Annotated in this window: 13 protein-coding genes; 1 reads left to right on the forward strand and 12 read right to left on the reverse strand. The window is 70.7% G+C overall.

What is annotated here, in order from left to right; all coding sequences use genetic code 11:
* Position 1: 1 nt before the first annotated feature.
* The 9 genes from ACFPL3_RS38875 to ACFPL3_RS38915 are packed head-to-tail and all read right to left on the reverse strand — an operon-like array spanning position 2 to position 8,893.
* Positions 2–469 carry a RidA family protein gene (locus tag ACFPL3_RS38875; protein ID WP_343946110.1) on the reverse strand — a complete coding sequence of 156 codons (468 nt, stop codon included), beginning with the start codon at positions 467–469 and terminating at the stop codon, positions 2–4.
* Complete coding sequence (locus tag ACFPL3_RS38880; protein ID WP_343946109.1) at positions 470–1,624, reverse strand: aminotransferase class V-fold PLP-dependent enzyme; 1,155 nt, start codon at positions 1,622–1,624, stop codon at positions 470–472.
* Positions 1,621–2,478 (reverse strand): acetylxylan esterase, encoded by an 858-nt coding sequence (locus ACFPL3_RS38885; RefSeq protein ID WP_343946108.1) that lies wholly within the window; start codon positions 2,476–2,478, stop codon positions 1,621–1,623. Before ACFPL3_RS38885 ends, ACFPL3_RS38880 begins: the two co-directional genes overlap by 4 nt.
* Positions 2,475–3,383 carry an acetylxylan esterase gene (locus tag ACFPL3_RS38890; RefSeq protein ID WP_343946107.1) on the reverse strand — a complete coding sequence of 303 codons (909 nt, stop codon included), beginning with the start codon at positions 3,381–3,383 and terminating at the stop codon, positions 2,475–2,477. The genes ACFPL3_RS38885 and ACFPL3_RS38890 overlap by 4 nt, the downstream gene beginning before the upstream one ends.
* Positions 3,380–4,501 (reverse strand): ABC transporter ATP-binding protein, encoded by a 1,122-nt coding sequence (locus ACFPL3_RS38895; protein WP_343946106.1) that lies wholly within the window; start codon positions 4,499–4,501, stop codon positions 3,380–3,382. The genes ACFPL3_RS38890 and ACFPL3_RS38895 overlap by 4 nt, the downstream gene beginning before the upstream one ends.
* A gap of 3 nt (positions 4,502–4,504) precedes the next feature.
* Positions 4,505–5,359, reverse strand: coding sequence for a carbohydrate ABC transporter permease (locus ACFPL3_RS38900; protein WP_343946105.1), 855 nt, complete (start codon positions 5,357–5,359; stop codon positions 4,505–4,507).
* Entirely contained in the window at positions 5,356–6,261 is a 906-nt protein-coding gene (locus ACFPL3_RS38905; protein ID WP_343946104.1) for a carbohydrate ABC transporter permease, read from the reverse strand. The genes ACFPL3_RS38900 and ACFPL3_RS38905 overlap by 4 nt, the downstream gene beginning before the upstream one ends.
* On the reverse strand, positions 6,258–7,586 hold the full coding sequence (locus tag ACFPL3_RS38910) for an ABC transporter substrate-binding protein (RefSeq protein ID WP_343946103.1): 1,329 nt from the start codon (positions 7,584–7,586) through the stop codon (positions 6,258–6,260). Before ACFPL3_RS38910 ends, ACFPL3_RS38905 begins: the two co-directional genes overlap by 4 nt.
* Positions 7,583–8,893 carry a helix-turn-helix domain-containing protein gene (locus tag ACFPL3_RS38915; protein ID WP_343946102.1) on the reverse strand — a complete coding sequence of 437 codons (1,311 nt, stop codon included), beginning with the start codon at positions 8,891–8,893 and terminating at the stop codon, positions 7,583–7,585. The genes ACFPL3_RS38910 and ACFPL3_RS38915 overlap by 4 nt, the downstream gene beginning before the upstream one ends.
* 134 nt (positions 8,894–9,027) lie before the next feature.
* On the opposite strand from ACFPL3_RS38915, the gene ACFPL3_RS38920 reads away from it, so the two are divergent.
* Complete coding sequence (locus tag ACFPL3_RS38920) at positions 9,028–10,299, forward strand: glucarate dehydratase family protein (RefSeq protein ID WP_343946101.1); 1,272 nt, start codon at positions 9,028–9,030, stop codon at positions 10,297–10,299.
* 9 nt (positions 10,300–10,308) lie between these two features.
* On the opposite strand, the gene ACFPL3_RS38925 is transcribed toward ACFPL3_RS38920, so the two are convergent.
* The 3 genes from ACFPL3_RS38925 to ACFPL3_RS38935 are packed head-to-tail and all read right to left on the reverse strand — an operon-like array spanning position 10,309 to position 13,382.
* Complete coding sequence (locus ACFPL3_RS38925; RefSeq protein ID WP_343946100.1) at positions 10,309–10,992, reverse strand: ABC transporter ATP-binding protein; 684 nt, start codon at positions 10,990–10,992, stop codon at positions 10,309–10,311.
* A 59-nt stretch (positions 10,993–11,051) separates the two neighbouring features.
* A complete protein-coding gene (locus ACFPL3_RS38930; RefSeq protein ID WP_343946099.1) occupies positions 11,052–11,942 on the reverse strand; it encodes an NAD(P)-dependent oxidoreductase in 891 nt (296 codons plus the stop codon).
* A 51-nt stretch (positions 11,943–11,993) separates the two neighbouring features.
* On the reverse strand, positions 11,994–13,382 hold the full coding sequence (locus ACFPL3_RS38935; protein WP_343946098.1) for an HNH endonuclease: 1,389 nt from the start codon (positions 13,380–13,382) through the stop codon (positions 11,994–11,996).
* Between the last annotated feature and the right edge of the window lie 1,025 nt (positions 13,383–14,407).

Genomic DNA, 14,407 nt, shown 5'->3' on the forward strand with positions numbered 1-14,407 from the left:
CCTAGCCGCGCACCGCCACGATCATCTCGATCTCCACCGGCTGGTTCAGCGGCAGGTTGCTCGTGCCGATGGCGGAGCGGGCGTGCCGCCCGCGCTCACCGAAGATCTCGACCATCAGGTCGGAGAACCCGTGTACCACGGCGGGCTGGTCGTGGAAGTCGTCGGCGCTGTTGACGAACGCGAGCGCCTTGACGATCCGCTCGACGCGGTCGAGGTCGCCGAGGTGGTCGCGGATGCTGCGCAGCAGCTGCACGCCGGTGGCCCGGGCCGCGTCGTAGGCCTCCTCCAGGCTGACCTCCGACCCGACCCGCCCCTTGTAGAGCAGGTTGCCGTCGTGGTCGGCGGGGCCGTGACCGGAGACGTAGAGCAGGTCGCCGTGCTGCACGCACGGCACGAGGCCCGCGCCGCGCGCCACCTTGGTGGGCAGCTCGATGCCCGCCGCCTTCAGCCTGTCGTCGATGTCGCCCACTTACGCGTCCTCCTGGGTTCTCGAACGGAGCAGCCGCTGCAGCTCGGCGAGCACCAGCTCGTCCTCGCCCGGCTGCAGGGTCTGCGGGTTGAGCGCGATGGCGCGCGGACCGTCCGGCGCCACCGCGATCGCGGGGTCGCCCCGCCACAGGGCGCCGATGAGCTCGTCGCGGCTCCAGCCCGACTCCCGGCCGATCTCGACGATCGCCCGGCCGTGCGGTTGGCCCGCCTCGCTGGGGTAGCCGCGGTGGACCCAGATGCCGGCGAGCCCGGACAACCCCGTGATCCACTTCTCGACCGACGCCTCGTACGCCGCGAGCAGGGCAGGCTCGTCCTGCTGGAGGGTCCACTCGACCGCGGCGAGCAGGCCGAGCAGCTCCTCCTTGCCGACCTTCATGCCGCGCCCGAGGGAGTGGTTGGGCGCGCCGTTGACCCGGGCGGCCGCGATCAGCCACTCCTTTCCGACCATGAGCCCGGTGGACTGCGGGCCGCGCAGGCCCTTGCCGCCGCTGAAGATCGCGCCGTCGGCGCCCACCTCCGTGGTGAAGTGCCACAGCGACGACACCGGCGGCACCTGCGCGGCGGCGTCGACGAGCACCGGCACCCCGGACTTGTGGGCGATCCGCACCACCTGCTCGAGCGGCAGCGCGCCCCCGGCGAAGTGCGCGCCCGCGAAATAGACCACGCACGCCGTGCGGTCGTCGAACACGCCCTCGAGCTCGGCCGGGTCCGGCCCCACCTCGACGATCCGCACGCCGACCTGGCGGATGGCGTAGTCGTACGGGTTGCGCTGGCTGCGGAACAGGATGACCGTCTTCTCGCCGGTCTTGTCCAGGTAGGGCAGGTCCTCGATCACGTACGCCCCGCCCTTGGAGCGGGCGATGCACGCGATCACGCCGAGCGTGAGCAGCGCGGCCGCGCCGTTGGAGACGTACGCGGCCTCGTTGCGGGTGGCCTTCGCCAGCCTGCGCCCCACCGCCCGCCCCAGGTCGACGATGTCGACGAAGTTGCGGGCCGCCGCGGCCATGGCCGGCAGCACGGGTGGCGCCACCAGCGAACCGCCGAGCCTGGTCAGGGTGGCCGCCGCGTTCACCACGGGCCGCACGCCCAGTTCGGCGTAGACCTCGTTGCCGTACCGGTTCTCGGTGACGGTCATGACGCCACCCGGGTGAAGCGGGACATCGCGGGCACGCCGAGGCGCTCGGCGAGCCAGGCGTCGGCGGCGTCGTTGTCGGCCTGCCCGCGGTGGGTCAGGTCGTAGCGCTGCGCGCCGGGCCGGTCGGCGAGCACCGCCAGCGGGCCGGGCGCCTCGACGCGCACGGCCGCGGTGACCGCCGACGCGTGCCGCTGCGCGTCGAAGTACTCCAGCGTGCGCCGCACGGCGTCGGCGTCACCGGGGTGTGCCCGCAGGTGGTCGCCGAACTCGGCCGCCGGGTAGTCGGCGTCGGCGCGCTCCAGGCCCCGGTGCAGCTGCACGCCCGCGACCTGGACCGCGGCGAAAACGGGACGCCGCGCCGCGGTGAGCACGGCGAGGTCGTCGCCCGCCACCGCCACCCGGGACCGGTCGACCTCGGGCAGCCCCGCGACGTACTCGGCGGCACGCAGGCAGTCGGCGACGATCCCGCGGTAGACGTAGCGACCGGGGTCGGTGATCCCGTCCGTGAGCAGCCCCGGGTAGGCGGCGGCGTAGGGCGAGTCGGCCCGGCGCTGGCCGCGGTGCGCGATCGTCAGCGTGACGTAGCGCAGCCGGTCGTTGTGGTGCGGCGGGTTGTTGACGCTGCCGTACCGCGGGGTGGCGAGCAGCGCGGGGAACGGCCCCGGCCCGGTCGGCACGCTCAGGTAACCGAAGATCCGGTACGGGCCGATGCTGGTGAGCCGCACCTCGTAACCGGTGTAGTCGGCCGTGCACCGGCGCGGGATGCGCTCGAGCACCGGCTGCACAGGCAGTGCGGCCAGCTCGGCGTCGACGGCGGCCCAGTACGCCTCGAACTCCTGATCACCGACGCTCACCGCGCCACCCCCAGGTGCCCGGCGAGGAACGCCTCGACCTTGTCCATCGCCCAGTGCATGCCCGCGTCGTGGCCGCAGCGCTCGTAGGTGAGCAGCTCCTTGTCGCACTTCATCGCCTCGTGCACCGCGAACCCCGTCTCCGGTGGGCAGACGTCGTCCTCCAGCCCGATGTAGACCAACATCGGGGCCTGGATGCTCGGCGCGAAGTTGATGCCGTCGTAGTACCCGACGGACCGGGCCACCCGCTGCTCATGGTCGGGATGATCTCGCAGGTACTCGTTGATCTCCTCGTACGGGTAGGAGTGCGTGAGCCTCGCTGCGTCCATGAACCCGCACAGGTACGGCGCGCCGGCCGCACCGCAGGTCACGACGTCGGGCATCAGCGCGGCCGTGGTGATGGTGAGCGCCCCGCCCTGGCTCGACCCGTGCACGCCGACGCGGTCGCCGTCGACCTCCGGGCGCGTGAGCAGGGCCTCCACCGCACGCACCGAGTCGACGTAGAAACCGCGGTAGCCGTAGGTGTGGTGGTCCACGATGTTGTCCACCAGCAGGCCCGGGTAGCCGGGGTTGTACCGCTCGTTCGACCGGAGCTTCCCGCGCGGGGCCACGGCGAACGCGGCGTAGCCCTTCTCCGCCCAGCTGCGCGGGATGACCGGCTCGGAGATGTAGCCGGGCACCAGCACCAGCGCCGGATGGGGCCCGGACCCGCGCGGCACCGCGTACCAGCCCGAGATCCGCAGGCCCTCCCAGCTGTCGTAGTGCACGTCGTACACGGCGACCGCGTCGGTCGAGCGCTCCGCCACGTACTCGAACGACGGCCGCAGCGGCACCGTCGCCACCTGCCGGAGCGTCGCGTCCCAGAACTCGTCGAAATCGTCGGGCCGATACACGTCCACCTGCGTCACAGGCTCTCCCCCCGATCGAGAACGCTCGCCGCCCGCGCGGCCAGCACCGCCCGCCCGTCGGACGGATCGAACAGATGCACTTTCTCCGGCGCGAGGACGACCGAGACCCCCTCGTTGACCCGGCCGTCGTACGGCGCGGGCACCCGCGCCTTGACCAGCTCCTCCCCCAGCCGCACCGTGACGAGCACGTCGGCGCCGAGCAGCTCGGCCACGAACACCTGCCCCGGCACGCCGCCCTCGCCCGCCAGGCGCACGTCCTCGGGCCGGATGCCGAGCACGGCCTCGCACCCGGCCAGCTCGTTCACCGCGGGCCCCGCCTGCTCGGGCAGCTCGACGGTGACCCCGTCGTGCCGGAACAGCAGTCGCTCGCCATCGCGCTGCACCTCACCGGAGAGGAAGTTCATCGGCGGGCTGCCCATGAAGGACGCCACGAACAGGTTGGCGGGGCGGGCGTAGATCTCCTCCGGCGACGCGCACTGCTGCACGAGACCGTCCTTCATCACCGCGATGCGGTCCGACATCGTCATCGCCTCGACCTGGTCGTGCGTGACGTAGATGAACGTGCGGCGCAGGTCGGCGTGCAGCCGCTTCAGCTCCGCGCGCATGTCGCCACGCAGCTGGGCGTCGAGGTTGGACAGCGGCTCGTCCAGCAGGTAGGCGCCCGCGTCGCGGATCACCGCCCGCCCGAGCGCCACCCGCTGGCGCTGGCCACCCGACAGCTCCTTCGGCTTGCGCTCCAGGAGCTTCTCGATCCCCAGCGACGCGGCCACCTCGTCCACCCGCGTGGCGATCTCCGCCTTCGGCACCCGCAGGTTGCGCAACGCGAACCCGAGGTTCTGCGCCACGGTCTTGTGCGGGTAGAGCGCGTAGCTCTGGAACACCATCGCCACGTCGCGCTTGTTGGCCGGCAGGTGCGCCACCGGCTCGTCGTCGAAGTACACCTGGCCACCGGACATGCGTTCCAGCCCGCAGATCATCCGCAACGTCGTGGACTTCCCGCAGCCCGACGGGCCCACCAGCGTGAGGAACTCGCGGTCGGCCACCGTCAGCGACACGTCCTCGACGGCCACGACGCCGCCGAACTCCTTGCGCACGTTCTCCAGCCTGACCTCGGCCATCGTCTACCCCTTCACCGAACCGGCCGCCATGCCCTGCACGATCAGGCGCTGGCAGATCAGTACCAGCACCAGCGGCGGCACCACCGCCAGCACGCCCGCGGCCGCCATCATCGTCACCTGCGTCTCCACGTCGGTGGCGAAGTTCGCGGCGATCACCGGGATGGTCTGCGAGGCGATGGTGCTGGTCATGAACAGCGCGAACATGAACTCGTTCCACGCCGTCATGAACGAGAAGATCGCCGCCGCCACGAGGCCGGGCGCGGAGATCGGGAGGAACACAGTCCACATCATGCGGAACCAGCCGCACCGGTCGACGCGTGCGGCGTCCTCGAGCTCGAGCGGGATCGTCCTGAAGTAGTCCTTGAGGATCCAGATCGTGATCGGCAGCGCGAACGTCGTGTACGACAGGATCAGCGCGCCGTACGTGTCGAGCAGGTCGAGCGTGCGCATCACCAGGTAGAACGGGATGATGATCGCGATGCCCGGCACCATCCGCGTCAGCAGGTAGACGATCAGCAGCACCTGGCTGCCGCGGAACTGGAGCCGGGAGAACGAGTACGCGGCGAACGTGCCGAGCACCAGGTTCACCACCGCGGTCGAGAACGCCACCACCAGGCTGTTCAGCACCGCGAACGGGGTGTCCGCCACCGCGTTCGACCCGACGAGCGCCTCCTTGGCGCTCGGGTTCACGAAGCTGACGTAGTTGTCCGCGGTGGGGTTGTCGGGCAGGAAGTGCGGCGGCACCGAGGCCGCGTCCGCCTCGTGCATGAAGCTCATGTTGACGATCCAGTAGAACGGCACCACGAGGTAGAGCGCGAACCCGATCGCCAGGACATAGAGGACGACCTTCTTCGTCATACGTCGATCCGCCCCCTCTGGTACAGCGTCGAGATGTAACCGATCGAGATCACCAGCGTGACGATCGTGATCACCCACGAGTACGCGCTGCCGAGCCCGAAGTCGGTGTAGGTCAGCACCGTGCGGACGTTGAGCACGGCGATCACGTTCGTGGCGTCACCCGGGCCGCCGCCGGTGAGCACGTAGATCGTGTCGAACGCCCGGAACGCGTTCATCGTCTCGAGGATCAGCACGATCAGCAGCGGGTGCAGCAGCCACGGCAGCGTCACCTGCGTGAACCGCTGCACCACCCCGGCCCGGTCGACCTTGGCCACGTCGTACTGCTCGCTCGGGATCGTCGACAGGCCGGCCAGCAGGATGATCACCGTGAACGGGAGCGTGTTCCACACCTGCGCGAACGCCGTGATGAGGAACGCGCCGGTGGGCGAGGTCAGCCACGCCTGGTAGGAGTCGATCAGGCCCAGCTGCAGCAGCAGCCCGTTGAGGGCACCGGTCTTCGCGTCGAAGATCGTGCGCCACATCAGGCCGTTGACCACCCCGGGCATCGCCCACGGCAGCAGCACGAGGCTGCGCAGCACGCCCCGCCCGAGGAACGTCTCGTTCAGCACCAGCGCCAGCGTCGTGCCGAGGAGCACGGTGAGGCCGAGCACCACCACCACGAACATCACCGTGACCCACAGCGAGTTCAGGAACACCGGGTCGGTGACCAGCGAGACGTAGTTCTGGAACCAGACGAACCGCTCCAGCGCGGGCAGCTTCAGGTTGTAGCGGTGCAGCGACAGCCAGAACGAGTAGGCGATGGGATACGCGACGAGCAACCCGATGACGATCATCGCGGGCGCGTTCAGCACGTACGCCCGAGCCGTGTCGCTCAGGCCGCGCGGCGGACGAGGCGCCGTCACGAGTACTTCTGCTTGAGGGACGCCACGGCCGCCGACAGCGACCGCACCGCGTCGTCGGGCGAGGTCTGGTCGGACAGCAGCTGCTGCACGGTCTTCTGCTGCTCGTTCTCGTACTCGCTGTACCAGGGGTGCTTGATCGCCGTGCGCGGCCGCGCCAGCTCGGCCAGCCCCGAGTAGATCTCGGGGTCGGCGAACGTGGCCAGGCCCGCCTGCACCTCGGGGTCCTGCTCCAGCGCCGTGAACGGGAAGCCGAGGCCCTTCTTCTCGAACCAGTACTTCGCCGTGTAGGGCACCCCGTCGGTGTAGCCACCCAGGTACGTCAGCAGCGTGAACGCCTTCTCCGGCACCTCGGTGTCCTTGCTGAGCGCGTACATGCGCGTGGTGCTGACGGTGCCGGCCACCGTGCCGTCGAGGCTGGGGATGTAGGCGATCTTGAGCTTGCCCGCGGACTGCGACCGGGACGGGTCGTTGTAGTCGCGCAGCGCGTAGCGCGCACCGATCGTGAACGCGTACCGCCCGGCCTTCATCGCGTCGTCCAGCGGCACCGGCAGCAGCTGCAGCACGGCCGGGTCGATCACCCGGCTCACCGTGGCGGCCCGGTGCAGCCACCCGAAGACCTCGCGCACCGCCGCGTCGTTCTCCATGACCGGGTTGGCCGCCTCGTCGAACATGGAGCCGCCCGCGGCGTAGACCAGGCCCCACACCCACGCCTGCCAGGTGTCCTGCAGCTGCGCGGTGAGGCCGATCGGGAACTCGAGGATCCCCGCGTCCTTGATGCGCTGCGACTGCTGCTCCAGCTCGTCGAGCGACGTCGGCGGCGCGGCGATCCCGGCCTGGGCGAGGATCTCCTCGTTGTAGATCAGGCACTGCGTGTCGGTGTAGTAGGGCAGCCCGTACCGCTTGCCGTCGATCGTCATCGCCTCGGCGTTGGACGGGTAGATCCCGGCGTACACCTCGTCCACGCCCGGCATCCCGTCCAGGGGCTGCAGGTACTCCGCGGCCACCCAACCGGCGAGGGAGTCGTCGTAGACGTAGAGGGCGTCCGGCCCGCCGCCCGCGGTGAACTCCGCCACCGTCTTCTGCACGTACTGCGCGCTGGTGATCGGCGTGTACTCGACCGGGACGTCCGGGTGGAGCTGCACGAACCGGTCCACGTTCGCCTGCACGAGCGCCGACTCGTAGTCCCAGCCGGAGAACTTCACGGCCCCGGACGCGTCACCGCCCCCGCCGCAGGCGGCCAGCACCGAACTCAGGGCGGGCAGACCGGCGGTGAGGGCGCCGAGCTGCAGCGCCCGGCGGCGGCTGAAGGAGGTCTCCGGCTTCATTCGACGTCCTCTCCGATCGCCGCGGCGACCGTCAGCTGGTAGAGGTTGGTGGGTCTTCCCTTGCGGTTGGCCTGGGCGCTGCCCCGGGGCACCGCCAGGCCGCTCGCGATCAACTTGCGGATCAACCGACGCCCGCTGGGATCGGTGATGTGGAGCGCGTCGGCGAGATCACCCGGCGACAGCGGCCGGCCGGCGCGGTTGCGCTCGACCGCGGCGAGCCGGGAGATCGTGGCGGCCGACAGCCCGGCCCGGCGGGCCACCCGCTCCAGATCGGGCCCGTGCTCGCGGTAGGTGAAGCGCAACGGGGTGGCGCCCGGCCGCAGCGGCCCGACCATCAGCCCGTCCTCGTCCATCAGGAAGCCGCACGGCGCGCCCGTCTGCTCGGCCTGCGCCACGGCCTTCTCGGCGAGCACCACGCACGTGCGGGCCGAGGACCCGAACCCGAACCCCGCCGCCACGCGGATACCCAGCGTCTCCTCCGCCGTGCCGACCACGGGCAGCGCCGACCAGTTGGCCGTGACCTCGTTGAACAGCGCCCGGTGCGCCAGCACCGCCACACCGCGGCTCCCCCGCGTGTCCACCCACGCGTCGGCGAACTCCGGGGTGTTCAGCAGCATGTTCAGGAGGCCGACGCGGGCCCGGTCGAGGTTCGAGTCCTTCTCGAAGCCGACCACCGAGAAGATCCCCGCCGCGAACGACCGCTCCGTGGCCCGCTGGGACTGGATCCGCAGCACCAGCTCGTGCAGCTCGGACCGGACGGTCGACTCGAGCGGGATGACGTTGAGCATCCGGGCGTGCCCGCTCAACGCCCGGGTGACCTCGCTGCGGACCGTGATGACGTAGCCGTCCGGGTGCTCGGCCAGGAAGCGCCGGTGGAACTCCACGATCTCCTCGTACGAGGTGTCCGCCGAGTACGGCAGGCAGGTGATCTGGTCGGGGCTCATGCCCAGCGCCTTGCCGACGTCGTCGACGATCGGCCGGTCGAAGGTGTCGATGGACACCGGCCCGGGCGCCCACCCCATGCGCAGCGCGCGGCCGAGCGTGAGCGTCAGCTCGAGCGCCCCGTACCGGTTGATCGACAGCGGCAGGTCCGGCGGCAGCAGGTCGCGGCACGCGTCGTAGGGCACGCGCCCGAGCAGGATCCCGTCCAGGTGCACCCGGTCCAGCAGCGCCTGGACCTTCGGCCGGATCTCGCGCTCCTGCTCGTAGATCACCAGCTCCAGCTGCACACCCGAGAGAGCGCCGCTCGCCACCGCGAGCCGAGCTTGGTGGGAGGTGTGCAGGACGAGCCCGAGAACCATTCGCATGCGTCCCCAAATACGGACCAGGTTCGTAAATAGTTCGTTTGCCGAGTTCCGGGTACCGTCCCACGGGCCACAAGGCCGGTCAAGACCAACTTGATAACTCCGTGTAAATGGATCTGCCCCGTCAGAATGGGGCGGTGACCGTTCACCGCATCGCCGCAGTCGACATCACCCCGGTGGCCTTCGGGGATCTCCCCCTCCTCAACGCCGTGGGCGTCCACGAGACCCACGCGATCCGCACGATCGTCGAGATCCGCACCGACGACGGGCTCACCGGCCTGGGCGAGACCTACGCCGACTCCGCCCACCTCGCCCGGCTGCGCCGCGCCGCCGACCTGGTGCTCGGCACCGACGTGTGGGACCTGAACGGTCTCGTCCGCGCCGTGGCCGACTCCCTCCCGGGCGGGCAGACCACAGGCGGTTCGGGCACGGCCGGCATGATCGCCAGCGGCAGCACGGTGGACCGCGTCTTCTCCCCGTTCGAGGTCGCGTGCCTCGACGCCCAGGGCAAGGCCACCGGGCAGCCCGTCTCAGCGCTGCTCGGCGGCGCGGTGCGCGACCGCGTCGAGTTCTCCGCCTACCTCTTCTACAAGTGGGCGGGCCACCCCGGCAGCGAGCCCGACCGCTGGGGCGCCGCGCTCGACCCGGACGGGATCGTCGAGCAGGCCCGCCGCATGATCTCCGAATACGGGTTCTCCGCCATCAAGCTGAAGGGCGGCGTGTTCGACCCCGACGAGGAGATCGAGGCCATCACCGCGCTGCGCGCCGCGTTCCCCGACCACCCGCTGCGGCTCGACCCCAACGCCGCGTGGTCGGTACCCACCTCGATCCGCGTCGGCAAGTCGCTCGACGGGCTCGTCGAGTACCTGGAGGACCCCACCCCGGGCATCGAGGGCATGGCCGAGGTCGCGCGCGAGGTGTCGATGCCGCTCGCCACCAACATGTGCGTCGTCAGCTTCGCCGACCTCGACCCGGGGATCCGGCAGGACGCCGTGCAGGTCGTGCTCTCCGACCACCACTTCTGGGGCGGCCTGCGCCGCTCCACGCTGCTCGCGGGCATCTGCGACACGTTCGGGCTGGGGCTGTCGATGCACTCCAACAGCCACCTCGGCATCAGCCTCGCCGCGATGACCCACCTCGCCGCCGCCACCCCGAACCTCACCTACGCCTGCGACACCCACTGGCCGTGGAAGGACCCCGCCGAAGACGTCATCCGGCCGGGCGCGCTGACTTTCGAGAACGGCTCCGTCGCCGTGCCGACCGGACCCGGCCTCGGCGTCGAGCTCGACCGGGACGCCCTCGGCGTCCTCCACGAGCAGTACCTGGCCTGCGGCATCACCGACCGCGACGACACCGGCTACATGCGCCGCGTCGACCCCACCTACGAGCGGCGCACCCCGCGCTGGTGAGCGCGGCCGTCAACCGACGAACGCGCTGTTGGGACGGTCGCTCACCACCCGGCCGTCCTCCAGCCGCACCACCCGCCGCGCGAGCGCCGCGACGCTGCGCTCGTGCGTGATCAGCACGATGGTGTGCCCCTCGTGGTTGAGCTCGCAGAACAGGTCCATGACCTCGGTGGTGGCGACGCTGTCGAGGTTGCCGGTCGGCTCGTCGGCGAGGATCATCCGCGGGTCGGTGACCAGCGCGCGGGCGATCGCGACCCGCTGCTGCTCACCACCCGACAGCGCGGTGGGCAGGTGGCGCATCCGCCCGCCCAGCCCCACGCGCTCCAGCCCGGCCCGCGCCCGCCGCCTGCGGTGGTGCGCCCCCATGTACACCAGTGGGAGCTCCACGTTCGTCAGCGCATCGGTGCGCGGGACCAGGTTGAACGACTGGAACACGAACCCGATCCGCGTGTTGCGGATCCGGGCGAGCTGGTTCTCCCCGAGCGAGCCGACGTCGATCCCGTCGAGCCGGTACACGCCGGTGGTGGGCGTGTCCATGCAGCCCAGGATGTTCATCAGGGTGCTCTTGCCCGACCCCGACGCCCCCATGATCGCGACGAACTCGCCCTCGGAGATGGACAGGGTCACCCCGTCGACCGCTCGGACCTCGAACGCCCCGGAGTGGTAGACCTTCGACACGGCCTCGAGCTCGATCATCGTCTTTCTCCTCGTCGAGAAAGTGCGAGCTCCCATCGTCCGTCCGGCGGATCAGCGCGTCAACGAGCGGACGCAGCCGATCGCGTGATGACCTCGTACAGGCTGGTCCAGTTGTCGTTCCCGTGCCCCGCGGCGATGGCGCGGTCGTAGAGGGCTTTCACCGCGTCCGGCAACGTCGTGTCGAGCCCGGCGGCCGCGCTGGCGGCGACGATGTGGTCGGCCGTGGCACCCATCATCGTGACCGTGCTGAGGTCGCCCGGGTACGCGCGCGCGTCGACGTGCCGGGCCGTCTCGTCGGCGAAGGCCCCGGCCAGCCCGATGGTGTCCGCCACGTACGGCATGACCTCCTTCGCGGGCACCCCCGCCGACCCGACCAGCGCCGCCGCCTGCAACTCCCCCGCGAGTGTGGAGAGGAACACGGCGAGCAACGCCTGGTAGAACAGCTGCGCGAGCGCCGGGTCGGCACCCCGGTAGTCGGGCCGGCCGAGTACGCGCAGCGTGGGTTCGTGGGTCTCGAACACCGCATGCGGCCCGCTGTAGAAGACGTACGCGCCCTCCTCCCCCACCATCGGCGCGGGGACCATCACCCCACCGGCGAGGAGCTGCGCGCCGCGCTCGGCGAGCCAGTCGGCCGCGTCGCGGGTGCGCTGCGGCGTGTCGGAGCTGAGATTCGCCACCACGCGCCCGGCGAGCGCGTCGCCCGCGGAGCCGAGGATGTCGTACATCGCCTGGTAGTCGGTGAGCGACAGGATCACCAGCTCGCTCGCCGCCACCGCTTCCGCGGGCGTCGCCGCGCGCACCGCACCCTCCGCCACCAGCGCGTCGGCGCGGCTCGCCGTGCGGTTCCACACCGTCACCCGGTGCCCCGCCGCCACCAGCTTGCGCACCATCGCCTGCCCCATCGGCCCGAGACCGATGACGGTGACGGGCTTCCTCTCGTTCGTCGTCATGCGCCCAGCGTCGGCGGCGCCGCGCACGGTTCTCCGACGGCGCACGCACGGTCACGCCGCCACCGGCCGCACCCGCTTCGGGAGCAGGGCGTCGAGGATGGGGTCGGGGTCGAGGCGGTCGCCGTACCAGTCCGGCGTCAACGTCCAGTGATCGATGCGGGCGTGCCGCTCGGCCAGGTCCTCCAGATTCCCGCTCAGTGCCGGCGCGGTGGCCGGGATCGCTGACCCGTCGGGGCGGGCGAATTCCCACTTTCCGGCGCGGCGTTTCACGTGGTAGCCGTGGTCGTGGATCACCTTGTGGTGGTGGCTGCACAGCAGCACCAGATTGTCGATATCGGTAGGCCCGCCCCACACCCACCACCACACATGATGCGCATTCAGATAGCGCGTGTGCACACATCCCGGAAACTGGCACCTGTCTCCGTCCCGCACGGTCAATGCGGCGATCTGTGCCGGTGTCGCCAACCTCCGTGTGCGGCTCAGGTACATGCGGTTGCCGGTGCGGTCGTTCAGCAGAACCTGCACGCGGGCATCGCAGGCCAGTCGCTCGGCGGTTGTGCGGGGGATCTCGGGCCCGTTCTCGATCCGCGCGGTGCCGGAGTCGGCATCCAGGTGGACAACAACCTGGGCGGTGCCCCGCTCCACCACGGGCCCCTCTCCGGGTTCGCGGGTGAGGTACTCGATCAGTGCGTCGGCGCGGCGGGCCTCGGTCCGGTCGAGCGCTGTGCCCGGTTCCAGTTCCCTGGCCTGCTCGTCCGGGTCCCGCGGACCCGGCTCGGTGCGGGCGGTGACCGGTTGCCGCTTGGGCACCCGGGCCTCGATCGCGCTGATGAACGCGGCCCCGGCGTCGGGGGTGAGCCGAGCCCGCACGATCAGCGAGCCGTCGTCGTCCCAGGTCCAGGTCAGCGACCTGCGGGCCGCGGTGTCCCCGGCCGGGGCGTGCCGGCGCCGCACCGCCCGGACCACGGTCTCCAGGTGCCCGGCCGTGCCACCCAACGCCAGGGTCAACAGGATCTTCTCGGCGGTCTCCGGATCGGCGACCGTGGTGTACTTGAGATCTGACGTGCCCGCGGCGATCTCGGCGGCCATCCGGGTCAGGGTGGCCGAGTCGGAGCCGACGACCCGGCTGATGGCGCGGACCTTGGAGTAGGACAAGCGGCCCGCGGCGAAGGCTTCGGTGATCTTCGGTAACTGTTGGAGGGCGTGGGCGACGCGTAGTCGTTCGTTGGCGGTGCGGATGTTCATGCCGGCGCGCCAGGACAACCAGTGAGCACACGAGTAGACGCCGTCGATGGCCCAGCCGCGGCGGTCGTCGAATTCGGCGAGAAGTACCAGGAAGCGGCATTCGGCGGCGGCGAGTTGTCCGGCGAGGGTGAGGAGTTCGTTTTCCAGGGCGTCGGTGGTGAGGCCGGTGGGGAGGGGGAGGATGGTGGCGGTCATGGTTCGAGGATGGCAGGCGGGTCTGACAATTCCGAGCCATCTGGGACGGCTTCGATGAAGATTCTTTTTGTGGGTCCGCGGAACCCGTGACGTGCGTTCCGCGGAACCCGGTTGGGCTGGGTTGGCGCGGTTCTCGACCGCGGCTCGCGTCGGACTGTCGGAGATGCACCAGCTGCGGCGTCGCATTCTCCCTCGGGGTGCGGCCACCGGTCCTCGGGCGGGCGGCCTGCGCTTCGCGCGTTGCGGTCGGGTGCTGGGCCGGGTCTGAGGACAACCGATCCGGTGGGCGCGTTGCGAGCTGCTCGTCGCGCCCTCCCGGATTCGTGGACGAGCACGTCCCGTCGGATGCAGGGCGACTGTCCGGTGGTCCAGGGGCTGGTCGATCTTGGGCGGAGGACCGTCAGGCCGATCTCGTGCGTTTGACTGACCGAGCGGCGGCGCCACATCGGCGCCGCTGTCCGCGAGTTCCGCTGAACCAGGTGGGAGGACGACTCGCCCGGGCCGCGCGCTTGGCGGGCGCGCTGCGAGAAGCTCGCCTCGCCCTCCGCAGCGCGATGACCCGGCTCGCCCCCGCAAGATCACCGCGCAGGCCAGGTCCCGCGGAACCCAACCAGGAAGACAGCCCCGATTGAAGACGTCGATCGAGATGGCTCGGGACCACAGGACAGTCGCGCGGGCACCCAGCAGCGACGCGCTCGTCGAGAACGGGCGTGCCTCCGAGTCGGGGACGGCCGTCCACGCCACCACGGGGTTCGGTAGTGAACCCAACCCGACCACAGCCCCACGCACGCAGAGCTCGGGACAGGGTTGACTGCACGGCAGGCCAGGACCAGGCCCGGGAAGGCCTCCGCAGCGAGATGACCCGGCTCGCCAACCGGAAGATCAGCTCACGGGAGCACGTTCCGATGCTCCTATGGACGTCAAGCAGCTGGTTCAAGATCTTTTCGGGTGTGGGTGAGGGCGGCGTAGACCTCGCGGGCGAGGTAGCGCTTGAGGCAGCGGATGATCTCTTTCTTGCTCAGACC

Source organism: Pseudonocardia zijingensis (genome assembly GCF_042657305.1).
Taxonomy (GTDB): domain Bacteria; phylum Actinomycetota; class Actinomycetes; order Mycobacteriales; family Pseudonocardiaceae; genus Pseudonocardia; species Pseudonocardia zijingensis.